This is a genomic window from Mycobacterium dioxanotrophicus (assembly GCF_002157835.1).
GTDB classification, from domain to species: domain Bacteria; phylum Actinomycetota; class Actinomycetes; order Mycobacteriales; family Mycobacteriaceae; genus Mycobacterium; species Mycobacterium dioxanotrophicus.
On the sequence record NZ_CP020809.1, the window covers coordinates 2,472,032 to 2,492,232 of the forward strand.

Here is a 20,201-nt window from a genome sequence, read left to right on the forward strand (position 1 = left end):
ATCGTTTTCCGCGCAAGCCCCCGTCGCCAGCGAATACCGCGGCGTCGGGGGCTTTAGCGTATCCGGGCCACTCCTTCCTAGAATGGCGCGGTGACCTCCACCCCTGACAATCGCGCCGACGCCCTCCCCAAGTCCTGGGAGCCGGGTGCGGTAGAAGCCGAGCTGTACCAGGGCTGGGTGGATGCCGGTTACTTCACCGCCGACGCCACGAGTGACAAGCCTGCCTATTCGATCGTGCTGCCGCCGCCGAATGTGACCGGCAGCCTGCACATGGGCCACGCCCTGGACCACACCTTGATGGACGTGCTGACCCGGCGTAAGCGGATGCAGGGCTATGAAGTGCTGTGGCTGCCCGGCATGGACCACGCCGGCATCGCCACTCAGACCCTGGTCGAGAAGCAACTCGCCGCCGACGGCAAGACGAAGGAAGACTTCGGCCGGGAAGAGTTCGTCGAGAAGGTGTGGGACTGGAAGCGCGAGTCCGGCGGCACCATCGGCGCCCAGATGCGCCGCATCGGCGACGGTGTGGACTGGAGCCGCGACCGGTTCACCATGGACGACGGCCTGTCCCGTGCGGTCCGCACGATCTTCAAGCGCCTGTTCGACGCCGGACTGATCTACCAGGCCGAGCGGCTCGTCAACTGGTCGCCCGTGCTGGAGACCGCGATCAGCGACCTCGAGGTCAAGTACGAGGACGTCGAGGGTGAACTCGTGTCGTTCCGCTACGGCTCGATGAGCGACGACGAGCCCCACATCGTGGTGGCCACCACCCGCGTCGAAACCATGCTGGGCGACACCGCGATTGCCGTGCACCCCGACGACGAGCGGTACCGCCATCTGGTCGGCACGACATTGCCGCACCCGTTCACCGATGCCCGCATCATTATCGTGGCCGACACCCACGTCGACCCTGAATTCGGTACGGGCGCAGTCAAAGTCACCCCCGCACACGATCCGAACGACTTCGAGATCGGGTTGCGCCACCAGCTGCCGATGCCGACCATCATGGACACCAAGGGCCGGATCGCCGACACTGGAACGCAATTCGACGGGATGGACCGGTTCGAGGCACGCGTCAAGGTGCGCGAGGCGTTGGCCGAGCAGGGCCGGATCGTCGCCGAGAAGCGGCCCTACCTGCACAGCGTGGGACACTCGGAGCGCAGTGGCGAGCCCATCGAACCGCGACTGTCGCTGCAGTGGTGGGTCAAGGTGGAGAGCCTGGCCAAGGCCGCCGGTGACGCGGTGCGCGGTGGCGACACCGTGATTCACCCGCCGAGCCTGGAGCCGCGGTGGTTCGCCTGGGTCGACGACATGCACGACTGGTGTATCTCGCGGCAGCTGTGGTGGGGTCACCGGATCCCGATCTGGCACGGCCCGAACGGTGAGACGGTGTGCGTCGGACCCGACGAGACTCCGCCGGAAGGCTGGGAGCAGGACCCCGACGTGCTCGACACCTGGTTCTCGTCGGCGCTGTGGCCGTTCTCGACCATGGGCTGGCCCGACCACACGGCCGATCTGGCCAAGTTCTATCCCACCAGCGTGCTGGTCACCGGATACGACATCCTGTTCTTCTGGGTGGCCCGCATGATGATGTTCGGCACGTTCGTCGGCGACGACCCGGCGATCACGCTCGAGGGCAAGCGTGGCCGCCAGGTGCCATTCCAGAATGTGTTCCTGCACGGGCTGATTCGCGACGAGTTCGGCCGCAAGATGAGCAAGTCGCGGGGCAACGGCATCGACCCGCTCGAGTGGGTGGAGATGTTCGGCGCCGACGCGTTACGGTTCACCCTCGCGCGCGGTGCGAGCCCCGGCGGTGATCTGTCCATCGGCGAGGACCACGCCCGTGCCTCACGTAACTTCGCCACCAAGTTGTTCAACGCGACCCGGTTCGCGCTGATGAACGGAGCCGCCCCCGCGGCCCTACCGCCCGCGGCCGAGCTGACCGACGCCGACCGCTGGATTTTGGGCCGGCTGGAAGAGGTCCGCGCCGAGGTCGACGAAGCGCTCGACTCCTACCAATTCAGCCGGGCTTGCGAGGCGCTGTACCACTTCGCGTGGGACGAGTTCTGCGACTGGTATGTCGAGCTGGCCAAGGTGCAGATCTTCGGCGGTTTGCCGCACACCACGGCGGTGCTCGCGGCAGTCCTGGACACTCTGCTCAAGCTGCTGCACCCGGTGATGCCGTTCGTCACCGAGACGCTGTGGAAGACCCTCACCGGTGGTGAGTCGGCGGTCATCGCGGCGTGGCCGCAACCGTCCGGTTTCGCTCCGGATCCGGTTGCGGCACAACGCATCACCGACATGCAGAAGCTCATCACCGAGGTGCGGCGGTTCCGCAGCGATCAGGGGCTGGCCGACCGGCAGAAGGTTCCGGCGCGGTTGTCCGACATCGCCGCGGCGCAGCTTTCCGAGCAGCTGCCCGCGATCACGTCGCTGGCGTGGCTGACCGAGGCCGGAGACGGGTTCACGCCGTCGGCTGCTGTCGAGGTGCGGTTGTCGCAGACCACTGTCGTGGTCGAGGTGGACACGTCGGGCACCGTCGACGTCGCCGCCGAACGGCGCCGGCTCGAAAAAGACCTGGCCGTCGCACAAAAGGAAATGGCCACCACCGCCGCCAAGCTCGGCAACGACGCGTTCCTGGCCAAGGCACCCGCCGAGGTGGTCGACAAGATCCGGGGTCGCCAGCAGGTGGCCACCGAGGAGGTCGAACGCATCACCGCGCGCCTGGCCGGGCTCAAATGACGGATCCGGGGCCTGACCCGATTCCGTCGCCGGACGAGGTCGCCGCGTTGCTCCAGGTCGAGCATCTGCTCGACCAGCGGTGGCCGGAGACCAAACTGGAGCCCAGCACGACCCGGATCGTCGCGCTGCTGGAACTGCTCGGTTCACCGCAGCGGGCGTACCCGTCGATCCACGTTGCCGGCACCAACGGCAAGACCTCGGTGTGCCGGATCATCGACGCCCTGCTGACCGCCTTACACCGGCGGACCGGGCGCACCACGAGCCCGCACCTGCAGTCCGCGGTGGAGCGGATTTCCATTGACGGCAAACCCATTTCGCCGGCGACCTACGTGGAGACCTATCGCGAGATCGAGCCGTTCGTCCTGCTCGTCGATCAGCAGTCCGAAGCGACAGGCGGGCCGAAGATGAGCAAGTTCGAGGTGCTCACGGCGATGGCTTTCGCGGCATTCGCCGACGCCCCGGTCGACATCGCCGTGATCGAGACCGGGATGGGCGGCCGATGGGACGCCACCAACGTCGTCAACGCGCCTGTCGCCGTGATCACGCCGATCGGCCTGGACCACACCGACTACCTCGGTGACACGCTCGCCGAGATCGCGGGGGAGAAGGCCGGGATCATCACCCGCCAGCCCGATGATCTGGTGCCGACCGACACCGTCGCGGTGATCGCGGCGCAGCCGCCCGAGGCGATGGAGGTGCTGCTGGCCGAGACGGTGCGCGCGGACGCCGCGGTGGCCCGGGAGAACTCGGAGTTCGCGGTGCTGGGCCGTCAGGTCGCCATCGGTGGCCAGCTGCTGGAACTGCAGGGCCTCGGCGGGGTGTACTCGGACATCTTCCTGCCGCTGCACGGCGAACACCAGGCGCACAACGCGGTGGTCGCGCTGGCGGCGGTCGAGGCGTTCTTCGGTGCAGGCGCCGACCGGCAACTCGACATCGACGCGGTGCGGGCCGGTTTCGCGGCCGTACGCAGCCCCGGCCGGCTGGAACGGATGCGCAGTGCGCCAACGGTTTTCATCGATGCCGCCCACAACCCCGCCGGGGCCGAGGCGCTGACCGAAGCGCTGCGCGAGGAGTTCGACTTCCGCTACCTGGTAGGCGTGGTGTCGGTGCTGGCCGACAAGGACGTCGACGGCATCCTGACCGCGCTCGAGCCGGCGTTCGATCAGCTCGTGGTGACGCACAACGGCTCACCGCGCGCCCTCGACGTCGAGTCGTTGGCGCAACGCGCCGAGGAACGGTTCGGTCAGGACCGGGTGATCACGGCGGCCACCCTGCCCGACGCCATCGAAATCGCCACCGCCCTGGTCGAGGACGCCGGAGCCGAGGGCGAGGGGCTGTCCGGGGCGGGCATGGTGATCACCGGTTCGGTGGTGACGGCCGGCGCCGCACGCACCCTTTTCGGGAAGGACCCACAGTGAGTACGCCACCTGATCCGTGGAAGAGCTTCCGCGGCGTCATGGCCGGAACCCTGATCCTCGAAGCCATCGTCGTGCTGCTGGCCCTGCCGGTCGTCGCGAAAGGCGCCAACGGGTTGACCGTGTGGTCCGGGGGTTACCTCGTCGGCCTTGCGGTGGTCCTCATCCTGATGGCGGGTATGCAGGGCAGACCGTGGGCGCTCTGGGTGAACCTGGGACTGCAGTTCGTGGTGATCGCCGGGGTGGTGATCCACGCCGGGATCGGCTTCATCGGCTTGGTGTTCTTGCTGGTCTGGCTGTTGATCCTGTACCTGCGCGGTGAGGTGAAGCGGCGGCAGGCCCGCGGCCTGCTGCCCGGCCAACAGGATTCGCCGGAAAGCTGACGACACCGCCACCGGCCGCCGATGATTGTCAGTTATTGACGTCGGCGACGGGAGTGGTGAGATGGACCTTACATTTTCCGGCGCCGCTGGCTCGGGCTCGTCGGCGTCGACACGGTGACCGTTCCGCCGGGGGAGGTGTTCGTCACCGAGTCTCCGAGACCGGTGATCACCACCCCGACGTGGCGCTGCAGCAATTGCGCGACGGCAATCGCAGGGCGACCTTCTGGACAACACCGTGCGCGCCAATGCCGAGCTGTCCAAGGACGCGATCGCGGCGACATCGGTGATCCGGGACCGGCTGAATTCCGGTGCAGTGCAGGTCGTCACGGCCTACTACAGCCGTGATACGGGAGTGGCGACGATCGCCTGAACGGCAGACGGTACGCTGTGCGCCGTGACTGAGCGGACCCTCGTGTTGATCAAGCCCGACGGCGTAGAGCGCCACCTGGTCGGGGAGATCATCGGCCGAATCGAACGCAAGGGCCTGACCCTGGCGGCCCTGGAGCTGAAGAACGTCAGCGATGAGCTGGCGCGGCAGCACTACGCCGAGCATGCGGAGAAGCCGTTCTTCGGTTCGCTGCTCGAATTCATCACGTCCGGCCCCGTGGTCGCCGCGATCGTCGAGGGCCCCCGCGCGGTGGCCGCGTTCCGTCAGCTCGCCGGCGGCACCGATCCGGTCGAGAAGGCCCTGCCGGGCACGATCCGCGGCGACCTGGCCCTGGTGACCCAGGACAACCTGGTACACGGCTCGGATTCGCTCGAGTCGGCGGCCCGCGAGATCGCCCTCTGGTTCCCCGGAGAATCTGCCGGGGAGTAACTCCTCACGCGGTCTGGTCGGTACAGCCGCAGTGATGTGGGATACTGGTCGCGGGTAGCCAGCCTCAACCGAGGCTGAACACCCGGATGAAGACTTCGACGAGCGCGACCACCGCAATCCGGTGCGGCGCCGACCGTCCAGCCATCATTCAGCCAGGCACCGGGTGGGTTCACCATTGAGCCGCCCGGAGCGAGACCACAACAAGTCCGGGTGAAGTATCCCGGGCCCATAGCGGAAGCCCTCGCGTGGCCGCGTCGCTACGACGCGCCCGGGGGCTTGAGGAGAATACGTGGCCGAAGATGCCCATACCGAAGACCAATCCACCCAGACTCCGCAGCAGGACGGACTCCCAGAACGCCTGAGGGTCCATTCGCTCGCCCGAGTGCTCGGTACCACGAGCCGGCGAGTGCTCGACGCGCTCGCCGAGTTCGACGGACGCCACCGCAGTGCGCACTCGACCGTCAACAAGGCGGACGCCGAGCGGGTCCGTGCGGCGTTGGCCCCGACGGAATCCGTCGTCCAACCTAGCGTGGTCGAGGCCGTCGTGGTCGAGTCCGTCGAGCCGGTCGCGGTGAGCGAGTCCGTCACGGTGACCGAGACGCCCGCGACGGCCGTCGCGCCGGAACCGGCGGCGGAATCCGAACCACCCGCCGAGCCGGAGCCTGTGGCATCAGAACCGGAGCCCGAGGCGGCGGAGCCTGAGCCCCACACAGCGGAACCCGAGCCCCACACAGCGGAACCCGAGCCCGAACCGGCGCCTGAGGCCACGCAGGCTGAGGCCGTCGTCGTGGGTGACGAACCGGAGTCCCGGCTGATCCTGGAGACCGCGAACATCCCTCCGGCGCGGGAGGCACACACCGAACGCGCGGACTACCTGCCGCTGTTCGTCGCGCCCCAGCCGATCGTTTTCGAGCCCGTCGACACCGACGACGAGGACGACGACTTCGATGCGTCCTCCGACAGTGATTCCGATGGCGAATCCGACGACGACCAGGCCGACCGGCCTGCCGCGCGCCGACGCCGCCGCGGCCGCCGGGGGCGGGGTCGCGGCCGGGGCGAACAGAGCGACGACAACGGCCCGGAGTCGGAGGGCGAGACCGAATCCGGTGACGATCAGGCCGAGTCCGACGACTCCGACGACGAGTCCGAGGACTCCGAAGAAAGCGGCGACGAGGACAGCGCCGGCACCGACGGTGGCACCCGCAGGCGGCGGCGTCGCCGGCGCCGCAAGACCGGCTCGGGTGATTCCGAGGACAGCGGTTCGCCCGATGACCCGCCCAACACCGTCGTGCACGAGCGGGCTCCGCGTGCCGAGCGGTCGGACAAGTCCTCCGGAGACGAATCCGAGATCCAGGGCATTTCCGGGTCGACCCGGCTGGAGGCCAAGCGCCAACGCCGGCGTGACGGCCGCGACGCCGGACGGCGCCGCCCGCCGATCCTGAGCGAAGCCGAGTTCCTGGCGCGCCGTGAGGCCGTCGAGCGCACGATGATCGTTCGCGACAAGGTGCGCACCGAACCGCCGCACGAAGGCGCCCGCTACACCCAGATCGCGGTGCTCGAAGACGGTGTGGTGGTCGAGCACTTTGTGACCTCTGCCGCGTCGGCATCGTTGGTCGGCAACATCTACCTGGGCATCGTGCAGAACGTGTTGCCCTCGATGGAGGCTGCGTTCGTCGACATCGGTCGTGGCCGCAACGGTGTGCTCTACGCCGGTGAGGTGAACTGGGAGGCCGCAGGCCTCGGCGGAGCTCAGCGCAAGATCGAGCAGGCCCTCAAGCCCGGCGACTATGTCGTCGTCCAGGTCAGCAAGGATCCGGTCGGACACAAGGGAGCGCGGCTCACCACGCAGGTGTCGCTGGCCGGGCGCTATCTGGTCTACGTCCCCGGGGCGTCCTCGACGGGCATCAGCCGCAAGCTGCCCGACACCGAGCGGCAGCGCCTCAAGGAGATCCTGCGGGAAGTGGTCCCGGCCGATGCCGGCGTCATCATCCGCACCGCCTCCGAAGGCGTCAACGAAGACGACATCCGCTCCGACGTGAACCGGCTCCAGGAGCGCTGGGCCGGGATCGAGGCCAAGGCCGCCGAGATCACCGAGAAGAAGGCCGGCGCCGCCGTCGCCCTCTACGAGGAGCCCGATGTGCTCGTGAAGGTCATCCGTGACCTGTTCAACGAAGACTTCTCCGGCTTGATCGTGTCCGGCGACGACGCGTGGAACACCATCAACTCCTACGTCAACACCGTGGCCCCCGATCTGATGGGCCGGTTGACCAAGTACGAGGCCGCAGGCGCCGACGGCGGGTCCGGCCCGGACGTGTTCGCCGTGCACCGCATCGACGAGCAGTTGGCCAAGGCCATGGACCGCAAGGTGTGGCTGCCTTCGGGCGGCACCCTGGTCATCGACCGCACCGAGGCGATGACCGTCGTCGACGTCAACACCGGCAAGTTCACCGGCTCGGGTGGCAACCTCGAACAGACCGTCACCCGCAACAACCTGGAAGCCGCGGAGGAGATCGTCCGGCAGCTGCGGCTGCGCGACATCGGCGGCATCGTCGTGATCGACTTCATCGACATGGTGCTGGAGTCCAACCGTGATCTGGTGCTGCGGCGGCTGACCGAGGCGCTGGCCCGGGACCGCACGCGCCACCAGGTTTCCGAGGTGACCTCACTGGGCTTGGTGCAGCTGACGCGAAAGCGGTTGGGAACAGGGCTGATCGAGGCGTTCTCCACCTCGTGCACGCACTGCGGTGGCCGCGGGATCGTGCTCCACGGCGACCCGGTCGACTCCGTGTCGGCAGGCGGCGGTGGGCGCAAGTCCGAGCCCGCCAGTGGCAGTGGACGGCGCAGCAAGCGTGGCAAGAAGACCGGCAAGCCCGAGGACGTTCCGGTGGTCAAGGTGCCCGACCATCCGGCCGGCGAGCATCCGATGTTCAAGGCCATGGCTGCGGCCAACGGTCGCCATCACGACGACGAGTCGCCCGATGAGCACGATGAGCACGCCAAGGAGCACGAGGAACTCGACGACCTCGAGAGCGCCGAGGACGGCGTGGTCGAGACCGCCCACGGCGACGACACCGCCGAGCAGGTGGCGCGTGAGACGGCCGAGGAAGACCTCGACGACGAAGACTCGGACGACGAGGACTCCGACGACGAAGACGATGTCGACTCCGATGAGGACGATGACACCGAGTCCGACGAGGACGACGACGAAGCCGACTCCGACGACGAGTCGGACGAGGACGAGATCGACCTGGACTCCGATGACGAGGAAGTCGACATCGACGATGACATCGAGGTCATCGATGACGACTCCGATGACGAGGACGACCACGAGGTTGAACTTCCGCAGGTGATCACCGTCGCCCGCCGGCCGCGTCGCCGGGCAGCGGCTCGACCCGCGGGCCCCCCCGCCCATGAGTAGCAGGGGGTGTCCGGGCGGTTTGACCCTCTACCCGCTGGTCACGTACCCTTGACCAGTTGTCGCCAGTACCTGCAGTCGCAGGCCGGTGACGGCGGGGTACCCCCGCCACCCAAGACCCGCGCACGCACCGACCGGTAGCGCGCGCCCGCACAGCAGAGGACACGATGGCGACATACGCAATCGTCAAGACCGGCGGCAAGCAGTACAAGGTTGCAGCCGGTGACGTGGTGAAGGTTGAGAAGCTCGACGCCGAGCCTGGCGCGTCTGTGTCGCTGCCGGTCGCGCTGGTGGTCGATGGCGCCAAGGTCACGAGCAAGGCCGACGACCTGGCCAAGGTCGCCGTGACCGGCGAGGTTCTGGAGCACACCAAGGGCCCCAAGATCCGTATCCACAAGTTCAAGAACAAGACCGGCTACCACAAGCGCCAGGGGCACCGTCAGCAGCTGACCGTGCTCAAGGTCACCGGCATCAAGTGATGAGCCGTCAGGCGAAGAACAGGGCGAGGGACATTTAAATGGCACACAAAAAGGGCGCTTCCAGCTCGCGTAACGGCCGTGAATCCGCAGCACAGCGGCTCGGCGTCAAGCGCTTCGGCGGCCAGGTCGTCAAGGCCGGCGAGATCATCGTCCGCCAGCGCGGCACCCACTTCCACCCCGGGGTGAACGTCGGCCGTGGTGGCGACGACACGCTGTTCGCGCTGGCCCCCGGCGCTGTGGAGTTCGGCTCCAAGCGTGGCCGCAAGAACGTGAACATCGTTCCCGTGGCGCGCCCGGAGGCCTGAGACATCGAGGATTCTCCGCGAATGTGAAGCAGCTGCGAGTTCTCGACTGAGATATCGCGATAGCTTCACATTCGACGGAGAGGATGTCCGATGTCCCGGTTTGTCGACCGCGTCGTCATCCACGCGCGGGCCGGTAACGGCGGCAATGGGTGCGCCTCGGTGCACCGCGAGAAATTCAAACCCCTCGGTGGCCCTGACGGCGGCAACGGTGGTCGTGGCGGCAGCGTCGTCCTCGTTGTAGACCCGCAGGTGCACACCCTGCTGGACTTTCACTTTCATCCGCATGTCGCGGCGCCCTCCGGTAAGCAGGGCGCTGGCAGCAACCGTGACGGCGCATCGGGCGCCGATCTCGAAGTACGCGTACCCGACGGCACCGTCGTCCTCGACGAAGACGGGCGCATGCTCGCCGACCTGGTCGGAGCGGGCAGCCGTTTCGAAGCCGCCGCGGGCGGTCGGGGCGGTCTGGGTAATGCCGCGTTGGCGTCCCGGGCCCGCAAGGCCCCCGGCTTCGCCCTCCTCGGTGAGAAGGGCCAGGCCCGCGATCTCACCCTGGAACTCAAGACCGTCGCCGATGTCGGCCTGATCGGATTCCCGTCGGCAGGCAAATCCTCACTGGTGTCCGCGATTTCCGCGGCCAAACCGAAGATCGCCGACTATCCGTTCACCACCCTCGTGCCGAATCTCGGCGTGGTGTCGGCCGGCGACCACACCTACACGGTGGCCGATGTCCCCGGTCTCATCCCCGGCGCATCCGAAGGACGCGGGCTGGGCCTGGAATTCCTGCGGCATCTGGAGCGCTGCGCGGTGCTCGTGCATGTCGTGGACTGCGCCACAATGGAACCCGGCCGCGACCCGATCTCCGACATCGATGCGCTCGAGGCCGAACTGGCCGCATACACCCCTACCCTGCAAGGCGATTCGGCTCTGGGGGACCTGGCCTCGCGGCCGCGCGCGGTGGTGCTCAACAAGATCGACGTTCCGGACGCGCATGAGCTCGCCGACTTCGTCCGCGACGAGGTGGCCCGCCGGTTCGGCTGGCCGGTGTTCGAGGTGTCGACCGTGAGCCGCGCGGGCTTGCGCCCCTTGACCTTTGCGTTGTGGGACATGGTGAAGGCCTACCGCGACGCGCAGCCCGAGATCGCACCGCGACGCCCGGTGATCCGGCCCATCGCCATCGACGAGAGCGGGTTCACCGTGTCCTCCGATGGCCAAGGTGGCTTCATCGTTCGCGGTGTGCGTCCTGAACGCTGGATTGCGCAAACCGATTTCGGCAACGACGAGGCCGTCGGCTATCTCGGTGATCGGCTGGCCCGGCTGGGTGTCGAGGACGAGTTGTTCAAGCGTGGTGCGCGGCCGGGTTGCGCGGTGACCATCGGGGACATGACATTCGACTGGGAGCCGCAGACCCCGGCCGGCATCGACATGCCGCTGACCGGCCGCGGCACCGACATCCGGCTGGAGCAGACAGACCGGGTCGGAGCCGCTGAGCGCAAGGCCGCCCGTCGTGAGCGGCGCAGGTCCGGAAGCGAGGACGAGTGACCGGCACGCCCTCTGCTCACCGGGAGGCGATCCGCACCGCGCGCAGCGTCGTCGTCAAGATCGGAACCACTGCGCTCACCACATCCACCGGCGTGTTCGACGCGGCCCGCCTGGCGTACCTGGTCGAGGCCATCGAGGGCCGGATGAAGGCCGGCTCGGACGTGGTGATCGTGTCCTCGGGTGCGATCGCCGCAGGCATCGAGCCGTTGCGGCTGACCAAGCGCCCCACGGACCTGGCCACCAAACAGGCCGCCGCCAGCGTCGGCCAGGTGGCGTTGATCAATGCCTGGAACACCGCCTTTGCCGCCTACAACCGGACTGTCGGTCAGGTGTTGCTGACCGCGCACGACATCTCGATGCGGGTGCAGCACAACAACGCCCAACGCACGCTGGACCGGTTGCGGGCACTACACGCGGTGGCGATCGTCAACGAGAACGACACCGTGGCCACCAACGAGATTCGGTTCGGCGACAACGACCGACTCTCGGCGCTGGTGGCGCAACTGGTCGGCGCCGACGCCCTGGTGCTGTTGTCCGACATCGACGGGCTCTACGACTCGGATCCGCGAAAAGGCAACGCGCGCTTCATCCCTGAGGTCGCCGCAGAAGGTGATCTGGACGGCGTCGTCGCGGGCCGGGGCAGCCACCTCGGTACCGGCGGCATGGCCTCGAAGCTGTCGTCGGCCTTGTTGGCCGCGGATGCCGGCGTGCCGGTGCTGCTGGCCGCGGCCGCCGATGCCGCTGCGGCACTGCGTGATGCATCGGTGGGCACGGTCTTCGCACCGCGACCCGAACGGATGTCGGCGCGGCGCTTCTGGGTGCGGTATGCCGCCGAGTCGGCGGGGGCGCTCAACCTGGACGACGGAGCGGTGCGGGCCGTCATCCAGCAGCGCCGATCGCTGCTGCCCGCCGGGATCACCCAGGTGTCCGGCCGGTTCCACGGCGGCGATGTGGTCGATCTGCGTGCGCCCGACGGGCAGACGGTCGCCCGCGGTGTCGTCGCCTACGAGGCATCGGAATTGGCGACCATGATGGGTCGGTCCACTCGTGATCTGCCGGTCGAGATGCGCCGGCCCGCGGTACACGCCGACGATCTGGTCGCGCTCTAGACGCCGAATCACAACTCGGGAGCCTGCAGATAGAGCGCACCCCAGATGATGTCGGTGAGGGTGCGGGCAAGTTCGGCATCGTAGGAGCCGGGCTGTGACGGCAGATTCTGGTGGCAGGTGCGTTCCACCATCCAGGTCAGCGTGCTGGCGGTGGTCTGGGCGGACAGCTGTGCCCGGATGGCCCCGGCGGCCTGCCCGGCTTCGATGACCCGGGTGAGCTGGGCCGCGATCCCGACGAGCAGCTCGCGATAGGTTTCGCCGACCAAGGGGTCGTAACCGGACATCTCGTTGAGCGCGATAAGCACTGGCTGGTGGCTTCGGTAGCTCGCGATGATGCCTGCCATGGCGGCGTACACGTCGGAGGGATCGGTGCGGTCGGCTACTTCCCACCACTGCGCCGCGGCGCCGGACAGATCGGCGAACACCTGGGTGGCCAGCCGCCGCAGGAGGTGGCCCTTGTCTTCGAAGTAGATGTAGAAGCTGGCCCGCGAGATTCCTGCCTCGGTGGAAAGCCGGTCCACGCTGAGCTCGGTGAAGCTCGTGCCGTCGGCCATCAACCGATCGGTGGCGTCCAGAAGCTGCCGCTCGATCTGTCCGCGCCGCTCTTCACGGTTGGCCTGCGGTTTCCGGGTCACCGATGCCATGCGCCTCAGCCTATCGGCCCTGGTCACATCTTGACTAGACACAGTGTCTAGACGTAGCGTCACGGCCATGTCTGTGTCACCGATCACACCAGCCGGTTCGCGCGCCTACGATCCGATCGACATCTCCTCGAAGGCCTTCTGGTCCACCACCGCCGCCGAACGGGAGAAATCGTTCGCCCTGCTGCGGGACCAACGGCCGGTCAGCTGGCATCGGCCGGTCGAGGACACGCTCATGCCCGACCCCGAGGACCCCGGGTTCTGGGCGGTCACCCGGCACGCCGACATCCTCACCGTCAGCCGAGACAGCGAGACATTCCTGTCCGGCGAGGGTGTGCTGTTCGACACGGTGCCGCAGGAGTTGCTGGAGGCGTCGCAATCGTTCCTGGCCATGGATGCGCCGCGGCACACACTGATTCGCAAGCTGGTGCACTCGGCCTTCACACCGCGGCAGGTGGCCCGCATCGAATCCTCGATCAAGGACAACGCCCGCCAGATCGTCCAGGAGCTCAAGGCGGCAGGCAGCGGCACCGATTTCGTCGAGCAGTGCGCGAAGGAACTGCCCATTCGCACACTCTCGGACATGGTCGGCATCCCCGAATCCGAGCGGCAACAGGTGGCGCACGCCGCCGACGCGCTGGTGTCATGGGCCGACCCGGTCTATCTGGACGGGCGCAATCCGCTGGAAGTGCTGGGTGCCAACCAGTTCTACCTGCACCAGGTGGCCCACGCGCTGGCGGCCGATCGGCGGCAGAATCCGGGGAACGATCTGATCAGTGCCCTGGTCCACGCCGAGGTCGACGGGGACCGCCTGACCGATGCCGAGGTCGCGGCGTTCTTCGTGCTGCTCGCCGTCGCGGGCAACGACACCACCCGACAGGCCACCAGCCATGCGCTCAAGGCCCTGACCGACTTCGGGGACCAGCGGGCTTGGCTGATGGCGGATTTCGATGACCGGATCGGCGGCGCGGTCGAGGAGTTCGTGCGCTGGGCGACTCCGGTGATGACCTTCCGCCGCACCGCGGCGGTCGACGTGGAACTCGCCGGCCAGCACATCGCAGCCGGGGAGAAGGTGGTGATGTTCTACGCTTCGGGCAACTGGGACACCGAGGTCTTCGAGCATCCGGAACTCTTCGATCTGAGCCGAAAGCCCAATCCCCACTTGGGTTTCGGCGGCGGTGGACGGCACTTCTGCCTGGGCGCCCACGTCGCGAGAACGCAGCTGCGGGCACTGTTCGGCGAGCTGCTGCACCAACTACCCGACATCGCGGCGGGCGAGCCTGCCTACCTCCAAGGCAATTTCGTGCACGCTATCCGGGCGATGCCGTACACGTTCTGACCAGCTCGCCGGCGAGCAGGGTGAGCAGCTCGGAGCAGCCGGCGTCGACCTTCACCGCGGCCAGTTCGTCGCCCCGAGTGTGGCCCCGGTTGATGATCGCCACCGGGATCCCGTGGGCGACAGCGTGGCGGACGAACCGGTAACCCGAATACACGGTGAGCGACGAACCGGCCACCAGCAACGCATCGCTGGAATCGACGAGTGAATACGCCTGTTCCACCCGGTCTTTGGGGACGCTTTCCCCAAAATAGACGATGTCGGGCTTGAGCATGCCCCCACATACCGGGCAGTCGACGATGACGAACGATGACGTGTCGGCAACTACCGCGTCGGCATCGGGGGCCACCGCGATGCCACCGACCGATTCCGCCCGCTCGAGGAACCCAGGATTGGCGGCTTCGAGCGCAGCGGCCAGTGCGGTGCGCGACATGGTGTGCCCGCAGTCCAGGCACACCACCCGGGCGTAGCTGCCGTGCAGGTTCACCACCGTGCGGCTGCCCGCCTTGGTGTGCAAGAGGTCCACGTTCTGGGTGATCAGGCCGACGACCACACCGTCGGACTCCAGCGCGGCCAGCGCCCGGTGTCCGGCGTTGGGCATCGTCTCGTCCATATGCCGCCAGCCGATGTGATTGCGGGCCCAGTACCGCTGCCGGAACACCGGATCGGAGGTGAACTGCCGGATGGTCATCGGGTTGCTCGGCGGCGAATCCGGGCCCCGGTAGTCGGGGATGCCCGAGTCGGTGGACATGCCCGCGCCGGTCAGCACCGCGACGCGACGGCCTTGCAACAGGGCGACGAGTTCGGGGGCATCCACCTTGACGAGGATAGGCGCACGCTGGGCCGCGCAGCGCCGACGCGGGCCAGATCGGCCGGATACCCCGAATCGGACAGCCCGCGGGTGACAATGGAAGCGATGGACTTCTACTCCGCTTACCGGCATGGTTTCGCCCGGGTCGCCGCGTGCACCCTTCACACGGCATTGGCGGACCCGCCGGCCAACGCCGAATCGGTGCTACGACTCGCCCAGGCCTGCCACGACGACGGTGTGGCCGTCGCGGTGTTCCCCGAGCTGACGCTGTCCGGGTATTCGATCGAGGACATCCTGCTGCAGGACACCCTGCTGGAATCCGTGCAGGAGGCGCTCGTCGAGATCGTCGCGGCCTCGGCCATCCTGACACCCGTGCTCGTCGTCGGCGCTCCGCTGCGCCACGGGCATCGGATCTACAACACCGCGGTCGTCATCCACCGCGGTGCCGTGCTCGGGGTGGCGCCGAAGTCGTATCTGCCGACCTACCGCGAGTTCTACGAGCGCAGGCAGGCCGCGGCGGGCGACGATGTGCGCGGCACCATCCGCGCCGCCGGGGCCGACGCGCCGTTCGGCCCCGACCTGCTGTTCGTGGCTTCGGACCTGCCGGGATTGGTCCTGCATGTCGAGATCTGCGAGGACATGTTCGTCCCGGTCCCGCCGAGCGCGCACGCCGCACTGGCCGGCGCGACGGTGCTGGCGAACCTCTCGGGAAGCCCGATCACCGTGGGCAGGGCCGAGGATCGTTGTCTGTTGGCCCGGTCGGCGTCGGCGCGGTGCCTGGCGGCCTACATCTACGCGGCCGCGGGGGAGGGCGAATCCACCACAGATCTGGCTTGGGACGGCCAGACCATGATCTGGGAGAACGGGCTGCTGCTGGCCGAGACCGAGAGGTTCCCGCGCGGCGAACGGCGTTCGGTAGCCGACGTGGATCTGGACCTGTTGCGCGCCGAGCGGCTACGCATGGGCACGTTCGACGACAATGCGCGGCACTACCGCGCCGTCGGGGACGCCTTCCGGCGCATCGAGTTCCAGCTCGACCCGCCGACCGGGGACATCGGACTGCTGCGCGAGATCGAGCGGTTCCCGTTCGTGCCCGCGGATCCGCAACGGCTGCAACAGGATTGCTACGAGGCCTACAACATCCAGGTGTCGGGTCTGGAGCAACGGTTGCGTGCGCTGAACTACCCCAAGGTCGTCATCGGGGTGTCCGGCGGGCTGGATTCCACCCACGCCCTGATCGTCGCCGCCCGCGCCATGGACCGCGAATCCCGTCCCCGCAGTGACATTCTCGCGTTCACCATGCCGGGGTTTGCCACCGGTGACCACACCAAGAACAACGCCACGCGGCTGGCCGAGGCACTCGGTGTCACCTTCGCCGAACTCGACATCACCAGTACCGCCGAGGTGATGTTGGCCGGGCTGGACCACCCGTACGCGCGGGGCGAGAAGGTCTACGACGTGACCTTCGAGAACGTGCAGGCCGGCCTGCGCACCGACTATCTGTTCCGGCTCGCCAACCAACGCGGCGGCATCGTGCTGGGCACCGGGGACCTGTCGGAGCTGGCCCTGGGTTGGTCCACCTACGGTGTCGGCGATCAGATGTCGCATTACAACGTCAACGGCGGCGTCCCGAAAACCCTCATCCAGCACCTCATTCGGTGGGTCATCTCGTCGGGCCAGTTCGAAGCCGACGTGAACGCGGTACTGCAATCGGTGCTGGACACCGAGATCACTCCCGAACTGGTGCCGACCGGAGCGGGGGAAAAGATCCAGAGCAGCGAAGCCAAGGTCGGACCCTATGCGCTGCAGGACTTTTCACTGTTCCAGGTGCTGCGCTACGGCTTCCGCCCGTCCAAGGTGGCATTCTTGGCCTGGCACGCCTGGCACGATCCGGGTGTCGGTGACTGGCCGGCCGGTTTCCCCGAGGACAAGCGACCGGCCTACTCGCTCAAGGAGATCCGGCACTGGCTGCAGGTGTTCGCCCAGCGCTTTTACTCGTTCGCCCAGTTCAAGCGTTCGGCGCTGCCCAACGGTCCCAAGGTGTCGGCAGGCGGCTCCCTGTCGCCACGCGGAGACTGGCGGGCGCCGTCGGACATGTCGGCGCGGATCTGGCTCGACGAGATCGACCGCGAGATCCCGGAGGACTAGAGCCGGCCCTCGGCACGCAGCTGCGGGTGGACCCACTCCGGTGAACGGCGTTCCTTGAACGCCCGGAAGCCCTCGGCGGCCTCGGCGCCGCTGTAGCTGGCCTTCATGCCGATCCGGTCGTAGAGCCCCAGGTAGTTGTCGAGGCTCGACTTCACCACTCCGCGGGCCCGCGGTGCGGTCCGGCAGCACTGGCCCAGCACCTCACGGGCCGCGTTCGCCAGTTCGTCGTGTGGGACGACGCGCGCGACCATGCCCCAGTCGACGGCCTCGGCGGCCGACAGTGTGCGCCCGGTGAACATCAGATCGCGGGTGCGCACCGGCCCGATCAAACGGGCCAGCATCTGGCTGTAGTAGGTGTCGGCGATGCCGCGGTAGAGCTCGGGCACCCGGAACGTGGCGCGATCGCTCACCACGGCCATGTCGCTGCAGATCGCGATCTGCAGCCCGCCGCCCTGACACAGCCCGTTGACGGCACTCACCACCGGCTTGACCGACTGGCGCAGCGTCTCGAACGGTGTGACGTCCATGGACAGCGCTGCGCCGAAGCTCATCCAGTCGTCGATGCCGTCGCCGCCCCCGAGGTCGCCCCCCGGCGCGAACACGTCACCGGTACCCGTGATGAGTAGGCCGGCCAGGTCGGGGTCGGCTTCCACGTGGGTGACCGCGTACCGGATACCGAAGTACATCGCCGGGGTCATGGCGTTGCGGGCGGCGGGACGGTCGAGGGTGACGACGCCGAACGGCCCCTGCCGTTCAAACCTCAGATAGGGCGTGCCGAGCCAGTCGCCCTCGGGAGGTCGCGGGGTGTGTCCCGATGTCATGAGTGCCGACTATAACGGCAACGGTATCGGCTTCAGTTCGTCGCCTCAGTGGGCCAGCATCGCGTCGATGTCGGCCCCGCTCGGAGCGCAGTCACCCGCGCCGCGCACCAGCGTCGCCAAGGCGCCGGCCGCACACGCGCGACGCAGCGCGTCCTCGAACCCCGAGCACCAATCGGCGGCCAGCACACCGGCGAACACATCGCCTGCTCCGGTGGTGTCCACCGCCCGGACCGCAGGCGCATGCACATCGAACCGCTCGTCGGCGCCGATGTAGCTCGCCCCGCGTGAGCCGCGGGTGATCACCAGATGGTTCACCGGCCAATGCCATTCGGCGGCTTCGGACTCGTTGACCACCACCACGTCGACCACTGCGGACAGCGCCAGCAGGTCATGGGCCCGGGTCCCGGGCGGTGACGCGTTGAGCATCACGACGGCACCGGCCGCCCGCGCGAGTCGGGCCGCTGCGATCGCCGTCGCCGGCGGGATCTCCAGCTGCATCAACACCACCTCGGCGGAGGTGATGGCCGCGCGGGCGGCGGCGGACTTGACCTCGACGTGCGCGTTGGCGCCGGGTGCCACCACGATGCTGTTCTCGCCGCCGGCCTCGACGACGATGGCCGCCGACCCGCTGGGGCCCGGCACGGTCGCGACCGCGTCCAGGCCGACGCCGTTGGCCTTGAGGTGAGTGCGCAGGGAATCGGCGACCGGATCGTCGCCGAGTGCGGCGACCAGACTCACCGAGGCTCCGGCACGGGCCGCCGCGACGGCCTGATTACCACCCTTGCCGCCGGACGCCGACGACAGCGACGACGCCAGCACGGTCTGACCGGGTTTGGGCAGCGCCGACACGGCAAACGTGAGATCCGCGTTGACGCTTCCGACCACGCACACCCGTGAGGACGCCATAGTCGACAACGCTAAACCAGTCGGGTGCTGACACGTGTCGAGCTCGGTGAACACCTCCGATACCCTGGGACGATGAGTGTGCAGACACCACCCGTGAGCGCGCCGACGCAGGATTTGCGGGAGCAGGTGCACGAGGCCGCCCGGCGCGCCCGGGTCGCGGCACGCACCCTGGCCACACTGAACACGGCAACCAAGAACCGCGCGCTGCATGCGGCCGCCGACAGTGTGCTCGCCGGCGTCGACGCCGTGCTGGCCGCCAACGCGGGCGACCTCGACGCGGCCCGGGACGCCGGCACCCCCGACGCGATGCTCGACCGGCTGGCGCTCAATCCGCAACGCATCGACGGCATCGCCGCGGGCCTGCGCCAGGTGGCCGGGCTGCCCGACCCCGTCGGTGAGGTGCTGCGCGGACGCACCCTACCCAACGGCCTGCAGCTGCGACAGCAGCGCGTGCCGCTCGGTGTGGTGGGCATGGTCTACGAGGGCCGGCCCAACGTCACGGTCGACGCTTTCGGGCTGACCCTCAAATCCGGCAATGCAGCGCTCTTGCGTGGCAGTTCCTCGGCGGTGCGCTCCAACGAGGCGCTGGTGCAAGCGCTGCGGGCCGCGCTGGTGGCCGAGGGGCTGCCCGCCGATGCCGTGCAGCTGCTGCCGAGTCACGACCGGGCCAGTGTGACGCATCTGATCCAGGCCCGCGGCCTGGTCGATGTGGTGATCCCGCGCGGAGGGGCCGGCCTGATCGACGCCGTGGTGCGCGACGCGCAGGTGCCGACCATCGAGACCGGCGTCGGCAATTGCCATGTGTACGTTCATGAATCGGCTGATCTCGACCTGGCCGAGAAGATCCTGCTGAACTCCAAGACCCGCAGGCCCAGCGTGTGCAATTCCGCTGAGTCGCTGTTGGTCGATGCCGCCATCGCCGATGTCGCGGTGCCGCGGCTCGTCACGGCGTTGCAGGATGCCGGGGTCACCGTGCACGCTGATCCCTCCGAAGAGGAGCTGCGCGCCGAGTTCCTGTCGATGGACATCGCGCTGGCCGTGGTGGACGGCGTCGACGGCGCGATCGCCCACATCGCCGAGTACGGCACCGGGCACACCGAGGCCATCGTGACCACCGATCTTGCTGCGGCACAGCGATTCACCGAGCGGGTGGACGCCGCCGCGGTGATGGTGAACGCGTCCACCGCATTCACCGACGGCGAGCAGTTCGGCTTCGGCGCCGAAATCGGCATCTCCACCCAGAAGCTGCATGCCCGCGGCCCGATGGGGCTGCCCGAGCTGACCTCGACCAAATGGATCGTGTGGGGCGACGGTCAGACCCGCCCGGCCTAGAC

The 20,201-nt window shown here is 68.1% G+C and carries 17 protein-coding genes; 13 read left to right on the forward strand and 4 right to left on the reverse strand.

Going from position 1 to position 20,201, the window contains the following annotated elements; genetic code table 11:
* Positions 1-90 precede the first annotated feature (90 nt).
* The 10 genes from BTO20_RS11990 (at position 91) to proB (ending at position 12,204) form a co-directional block, all read left to right on the forward strand.
* Positions 91-2,742 (forward strand): valine--tRNA ligase, encoded by a 2,652-nt coding sequence (locus tag BTO20_RS11990; RefSeq protein ID WP_198344353.1) that lies wholly within the window; start codon positions 91-93, stop codon positions 2,740-2,742.
* Positions 2,739-4,160, forward strand: coding sequence for a bifunctional tetrahydrofolate synthase/dihydrofolate synthase (gene folC / locus BTO20_RS11995; RefSeq protein ID WP_087081983.1), 1,422 nt, complete (start codon positions 2,739-2,741; stop codon positions 4,158-4,160). The genes BTO20_RS11990 and folC overlap by 4 nt, the downstream gene beginning before the upstream one ends.
* A gap of 38 nt (positions 4,161-4,198) precedes the next feature.
* Positions 4,199-4,540 (forward strand): DUF4233 domain-containing protein, encoded by a 342-nt coding sequence (locus BTO20_RS12000; RefSeq protein ID WP_198344500.1) that lies wholly within the window; start codon positions 4,199-4,201, stop codon positions 4,538-4,540.
* A gap of 235 nt (positions 4,541-4,775) precedes the next feature.
* Positions 4,776-4,910 carry a carbonic anhydrase gene (locus tag BTO20_RS41110; protein WP_269770345.1) on the forward strand — a complete coding sequence of 45 codons (135 nt, stop codon included), beginning with the start codon at positions 4,776-4,778 and terminating at the stop codon, positions 4,908-4,910.
* 24 nt (positions 4,911-4,934) lie between these two features.
* Complete coding sequence (ndk, locus tag BTO20_RS12010) at positions 4,935-5,357, forward strand: nucleoside-diphosphate kinase (RefSeq protein ID WP_087076099.1); 423 nt, start codon at positions 4,935-4,937, stop codon at positions 5,355-5,357.
* Between the two features lie 289 nt (positions 5,358-5,646).
* Positions 5,647-8,775: an Rne/Rng family ribonuclease gene (locus BTO20_RS12015; RefSeq protein WP_087076101.1), complete on the forward strand. Its 3,129-nt coding sequence runs from the start codon at positions 5,647-5,649 to the stop codon at positions 8,773-8,775.
* Positions 8,776-8,939: 164 nt separating this feature from the next.
* On the forward strand, positions 8,940-9,251 hold the full coding sequence (gene rplU / locus BTO20_RS12020) for a 50S ribosomal protein L21 (RefSeq protein ID WP_029367319.1): 312 nt from the start codon (positions 8,940-8,942) through the stop codon (positions 9,249-9,251).
* 38 nt (positions 9,252-9,289) lie between these two features.
* Positions 9,290-9,556, forward strand: a complete 267-nt coding sequence (rpmA, locus tag BTO20_RS12025; RefSeq protein ID WP_064942652.1) for a 50S ribosomal protein L27 — start codon at positions 9,290-9,292, stop codon at positions 9,554-9,556.
* A gap of 90 nt (positions 9,557-9,646) precedes the next feature.
* The gene (gene obgE, locus BTO20_RS12030; protein WP_087076103.1) at positions 9,647-11,095 is read left to right on the forward strand and encodes a GTPase ObgE; all 1,449 of its coding nucleotides are present in this window, start codon (positions 9,647-9,649) and stop codon (positions 11,093-11,095) included.
* Positions 11,092-12,204 (forward strand): glutamate 5-kinase, encoded by a 1,113-nt coding sequence (gene proB, locus BTO20_RS12035; protein ID WP_087076105.1) that lies wholly within the window; start codon positions 11,092-11,094, stop codon positions 12,202-12,204. Before obgE ends, proB begins: the two co-directional genes overlap by 4 nt.
* An 8-nt stretch (positions 12,205-12,212) precedes the next feature.
* Here proB and BTO20_RS12040 read toward each other — a convergent pair whose 3' ends face one another.
* Entirely contained in the window at positions 12,213-12,848 is a 636-nt protein-coding gene (locus BTO20_RS12040) for a TetR/AcrR family transcriptional regulator (RefSeq protein ID WP_087076107.1), read from the reverse strand.
* A gap of 67 nt (positions 12,849-12,915) precedes the next feature.
* Between BTO20_RS12040 and BTO20_RS12045 the strand changes: the two genes are divergently transcribed.
* Entirely contained in the window at positions 12,916-14,184 is a 1,269-nt protein-coding gene (locus BTO20_RS12045; protein WP_087076109.1) for a cytochrome P450, read from the forward strand.
* On the opposite strand, the gene BTO20_RS12050 is transcribed toward BTO20_RS12045, so the two are convergent.
* Positions 14,156-14,998 (reverse strand): NAD-dependent protein deacetylase, encoded by an 843-nt coding sequence (locus BTO20_RS12050; protein WP_087076111.1) that lies wholly within the window; start codon positions 14,996-14,998, stop codon positions 14,156-14,158. The two genes, BTO20_RS12045 and BTO20_RS12050, sit on opposite strands and share 29 nt — an antisense overlap.
* Before the next feature lie 99 nt (positions 14,999-15,097).
* Between BTO20_RS12050 and BTO20_RS12055 the strand changes: the two genes are divergently transcribed.
* Positions 15,098-17,140: an NAD(+) synthase gene (locus tag BTO20_RS12055; RefSeq protein ID WP_087081985.1), complete on the forward strand. Its 2,043-nt coding sequence runs from the start codon at positions 15,098-15,100 to the stop codon at positions 17,138-17,140.
* Here the strand turns inward: BTO20_RS12055 and BTO20_RS12060 are convergent.
* Together BTO20_RS12060 and BTO20_RS12065 are read right to left on the reverse strand one after the other, a co-directional pair.
* Positions 17,137-17,961: an enoyl-CoA hydratase/isomerase family protein gene (locus tag BTO20_RS12060; RefSeq protein WP_087076113.1), complete on the reverse strand. Its 825-nt coding sequence runs from the start codon at positions 17,959-17,961 to the stop codon at positions 17,137-17,139. The genes BTO20_RS12055 and BTO20_RS12060 overlap by 4 nt on opposite strands.
* Before the next feature lie 45 nt (positions 17,962-18,006).
* Complete coding sequence (locus BTO20_RS12065) at positions 18,007-18,867, reverse strand: PfkB family carbohydrate kinase (RefSeq protein WP_087076115.1); 861 nt, start codon at positions 18,865-18,867, stop codon at positions 18,007-18,009.
* 72 nt (positions 18,868-18,939) lie between these two features.
* On the opposite strand from BTO20_RS12065, the gene BTO20_RS12070 reads away from it, so the two are divergent.
* Positions 18,940-20,199 (forward strand): glutamate-5-semialdehyde dehydrogenase, encoded by a 1,260-nt coding sequence (locus tag BTO20_RS12070; protein WP_087081987.1) that lies wholly within the window; start codon positions 18,940-18,942, stop codon positions 20,197-20,199.
* Positions 20,200-20,201 lie beyond the last annotated feature (2 nt).

What these genes read in the sequence shown, in the direction of transcription:
- BTO20_RS12055 (WP_087081985.1), top strand. Translation starts at nt 15,098, where the DNA reads ATGGACTTCTACTCCGCTTACCGGCATGGTTTCGCCCGGGTCGCCGCG.
- BTO20_RS12000 (WP_198344500.1), top strand. Translation starts at nt 4,199, where the DNA reads ATGGCCGGAACCCTGATCCTCGAAGCCATCGTCGTGCTGCTGGCCCTG.
- BTO20_RS12040 (WP_087076107.1), bottom strand. Translation starts at nt 12,848, where the DNA reads ATGGCATCGGTGACCCGGAAACCGCAGGCCAACCGTGAAGAGCGGCGC.
- rplU (WP_029367319.1), top strand. Translation starts at nt 8,940, where the DNA reads ATGGCGACATACGCAATCGTCAAGACCGGCGGCAAGCAGTACAAGGTT.
- BTO20_RS12045 (WP_087076109.1), top strand. Translation starts at nt 12,916, where the DNA reads ATGTCTGTGTCACCGATCACACCAGCCGGTTCGCGCGCCTACGATCCG.
- obgE (WP_087076103.1), top strand. Translation starts at nt 9,647, where the DNA reads ATGTCCCGGTTTGTCGACCGCGTCGTCATCCACGCGCGGGCCGGTAAC.
- BTO20_RS12060 (WP_087076113.1), bottom strand. Translation starts at nt 17,961, where the DNA reads ATGACATCGGGACACACCCCGCGACCTCCCGAGGGCGACTGGCTCGGC.
- BTO20_RS12070 (WP_087081987.1), top strand. Translation starts at nt 18,940, where the DNA reads ATGAGTGTGCAGACACCACCCGTGAGCGCGCCGACGCAGGATTTGCGG.
- BTO20_RS12065 (WP_087076115.1), bottom strand. Translation starts at nt 18,867, where the DNA reads ATGGCGTCCTCACGGGTGTGCGTGGTCGGAAGCGTCAACGCGGATCTC.
- rpmA (WP_064942652.1), top strand. Translation starts at nt 9,290, where the DNA reads ATGGCACACAAAAAGGGCGCTTCCAGCTCGCGTAACGGCCGTGAATCC.
- folC (WP_087081983.1), top strand. Translation starts at nt 2,739, where the DNA reads ATGACGGATCCGGGGCCTGACCCGATTCCGTCGCCGGACGAGGTCGCC.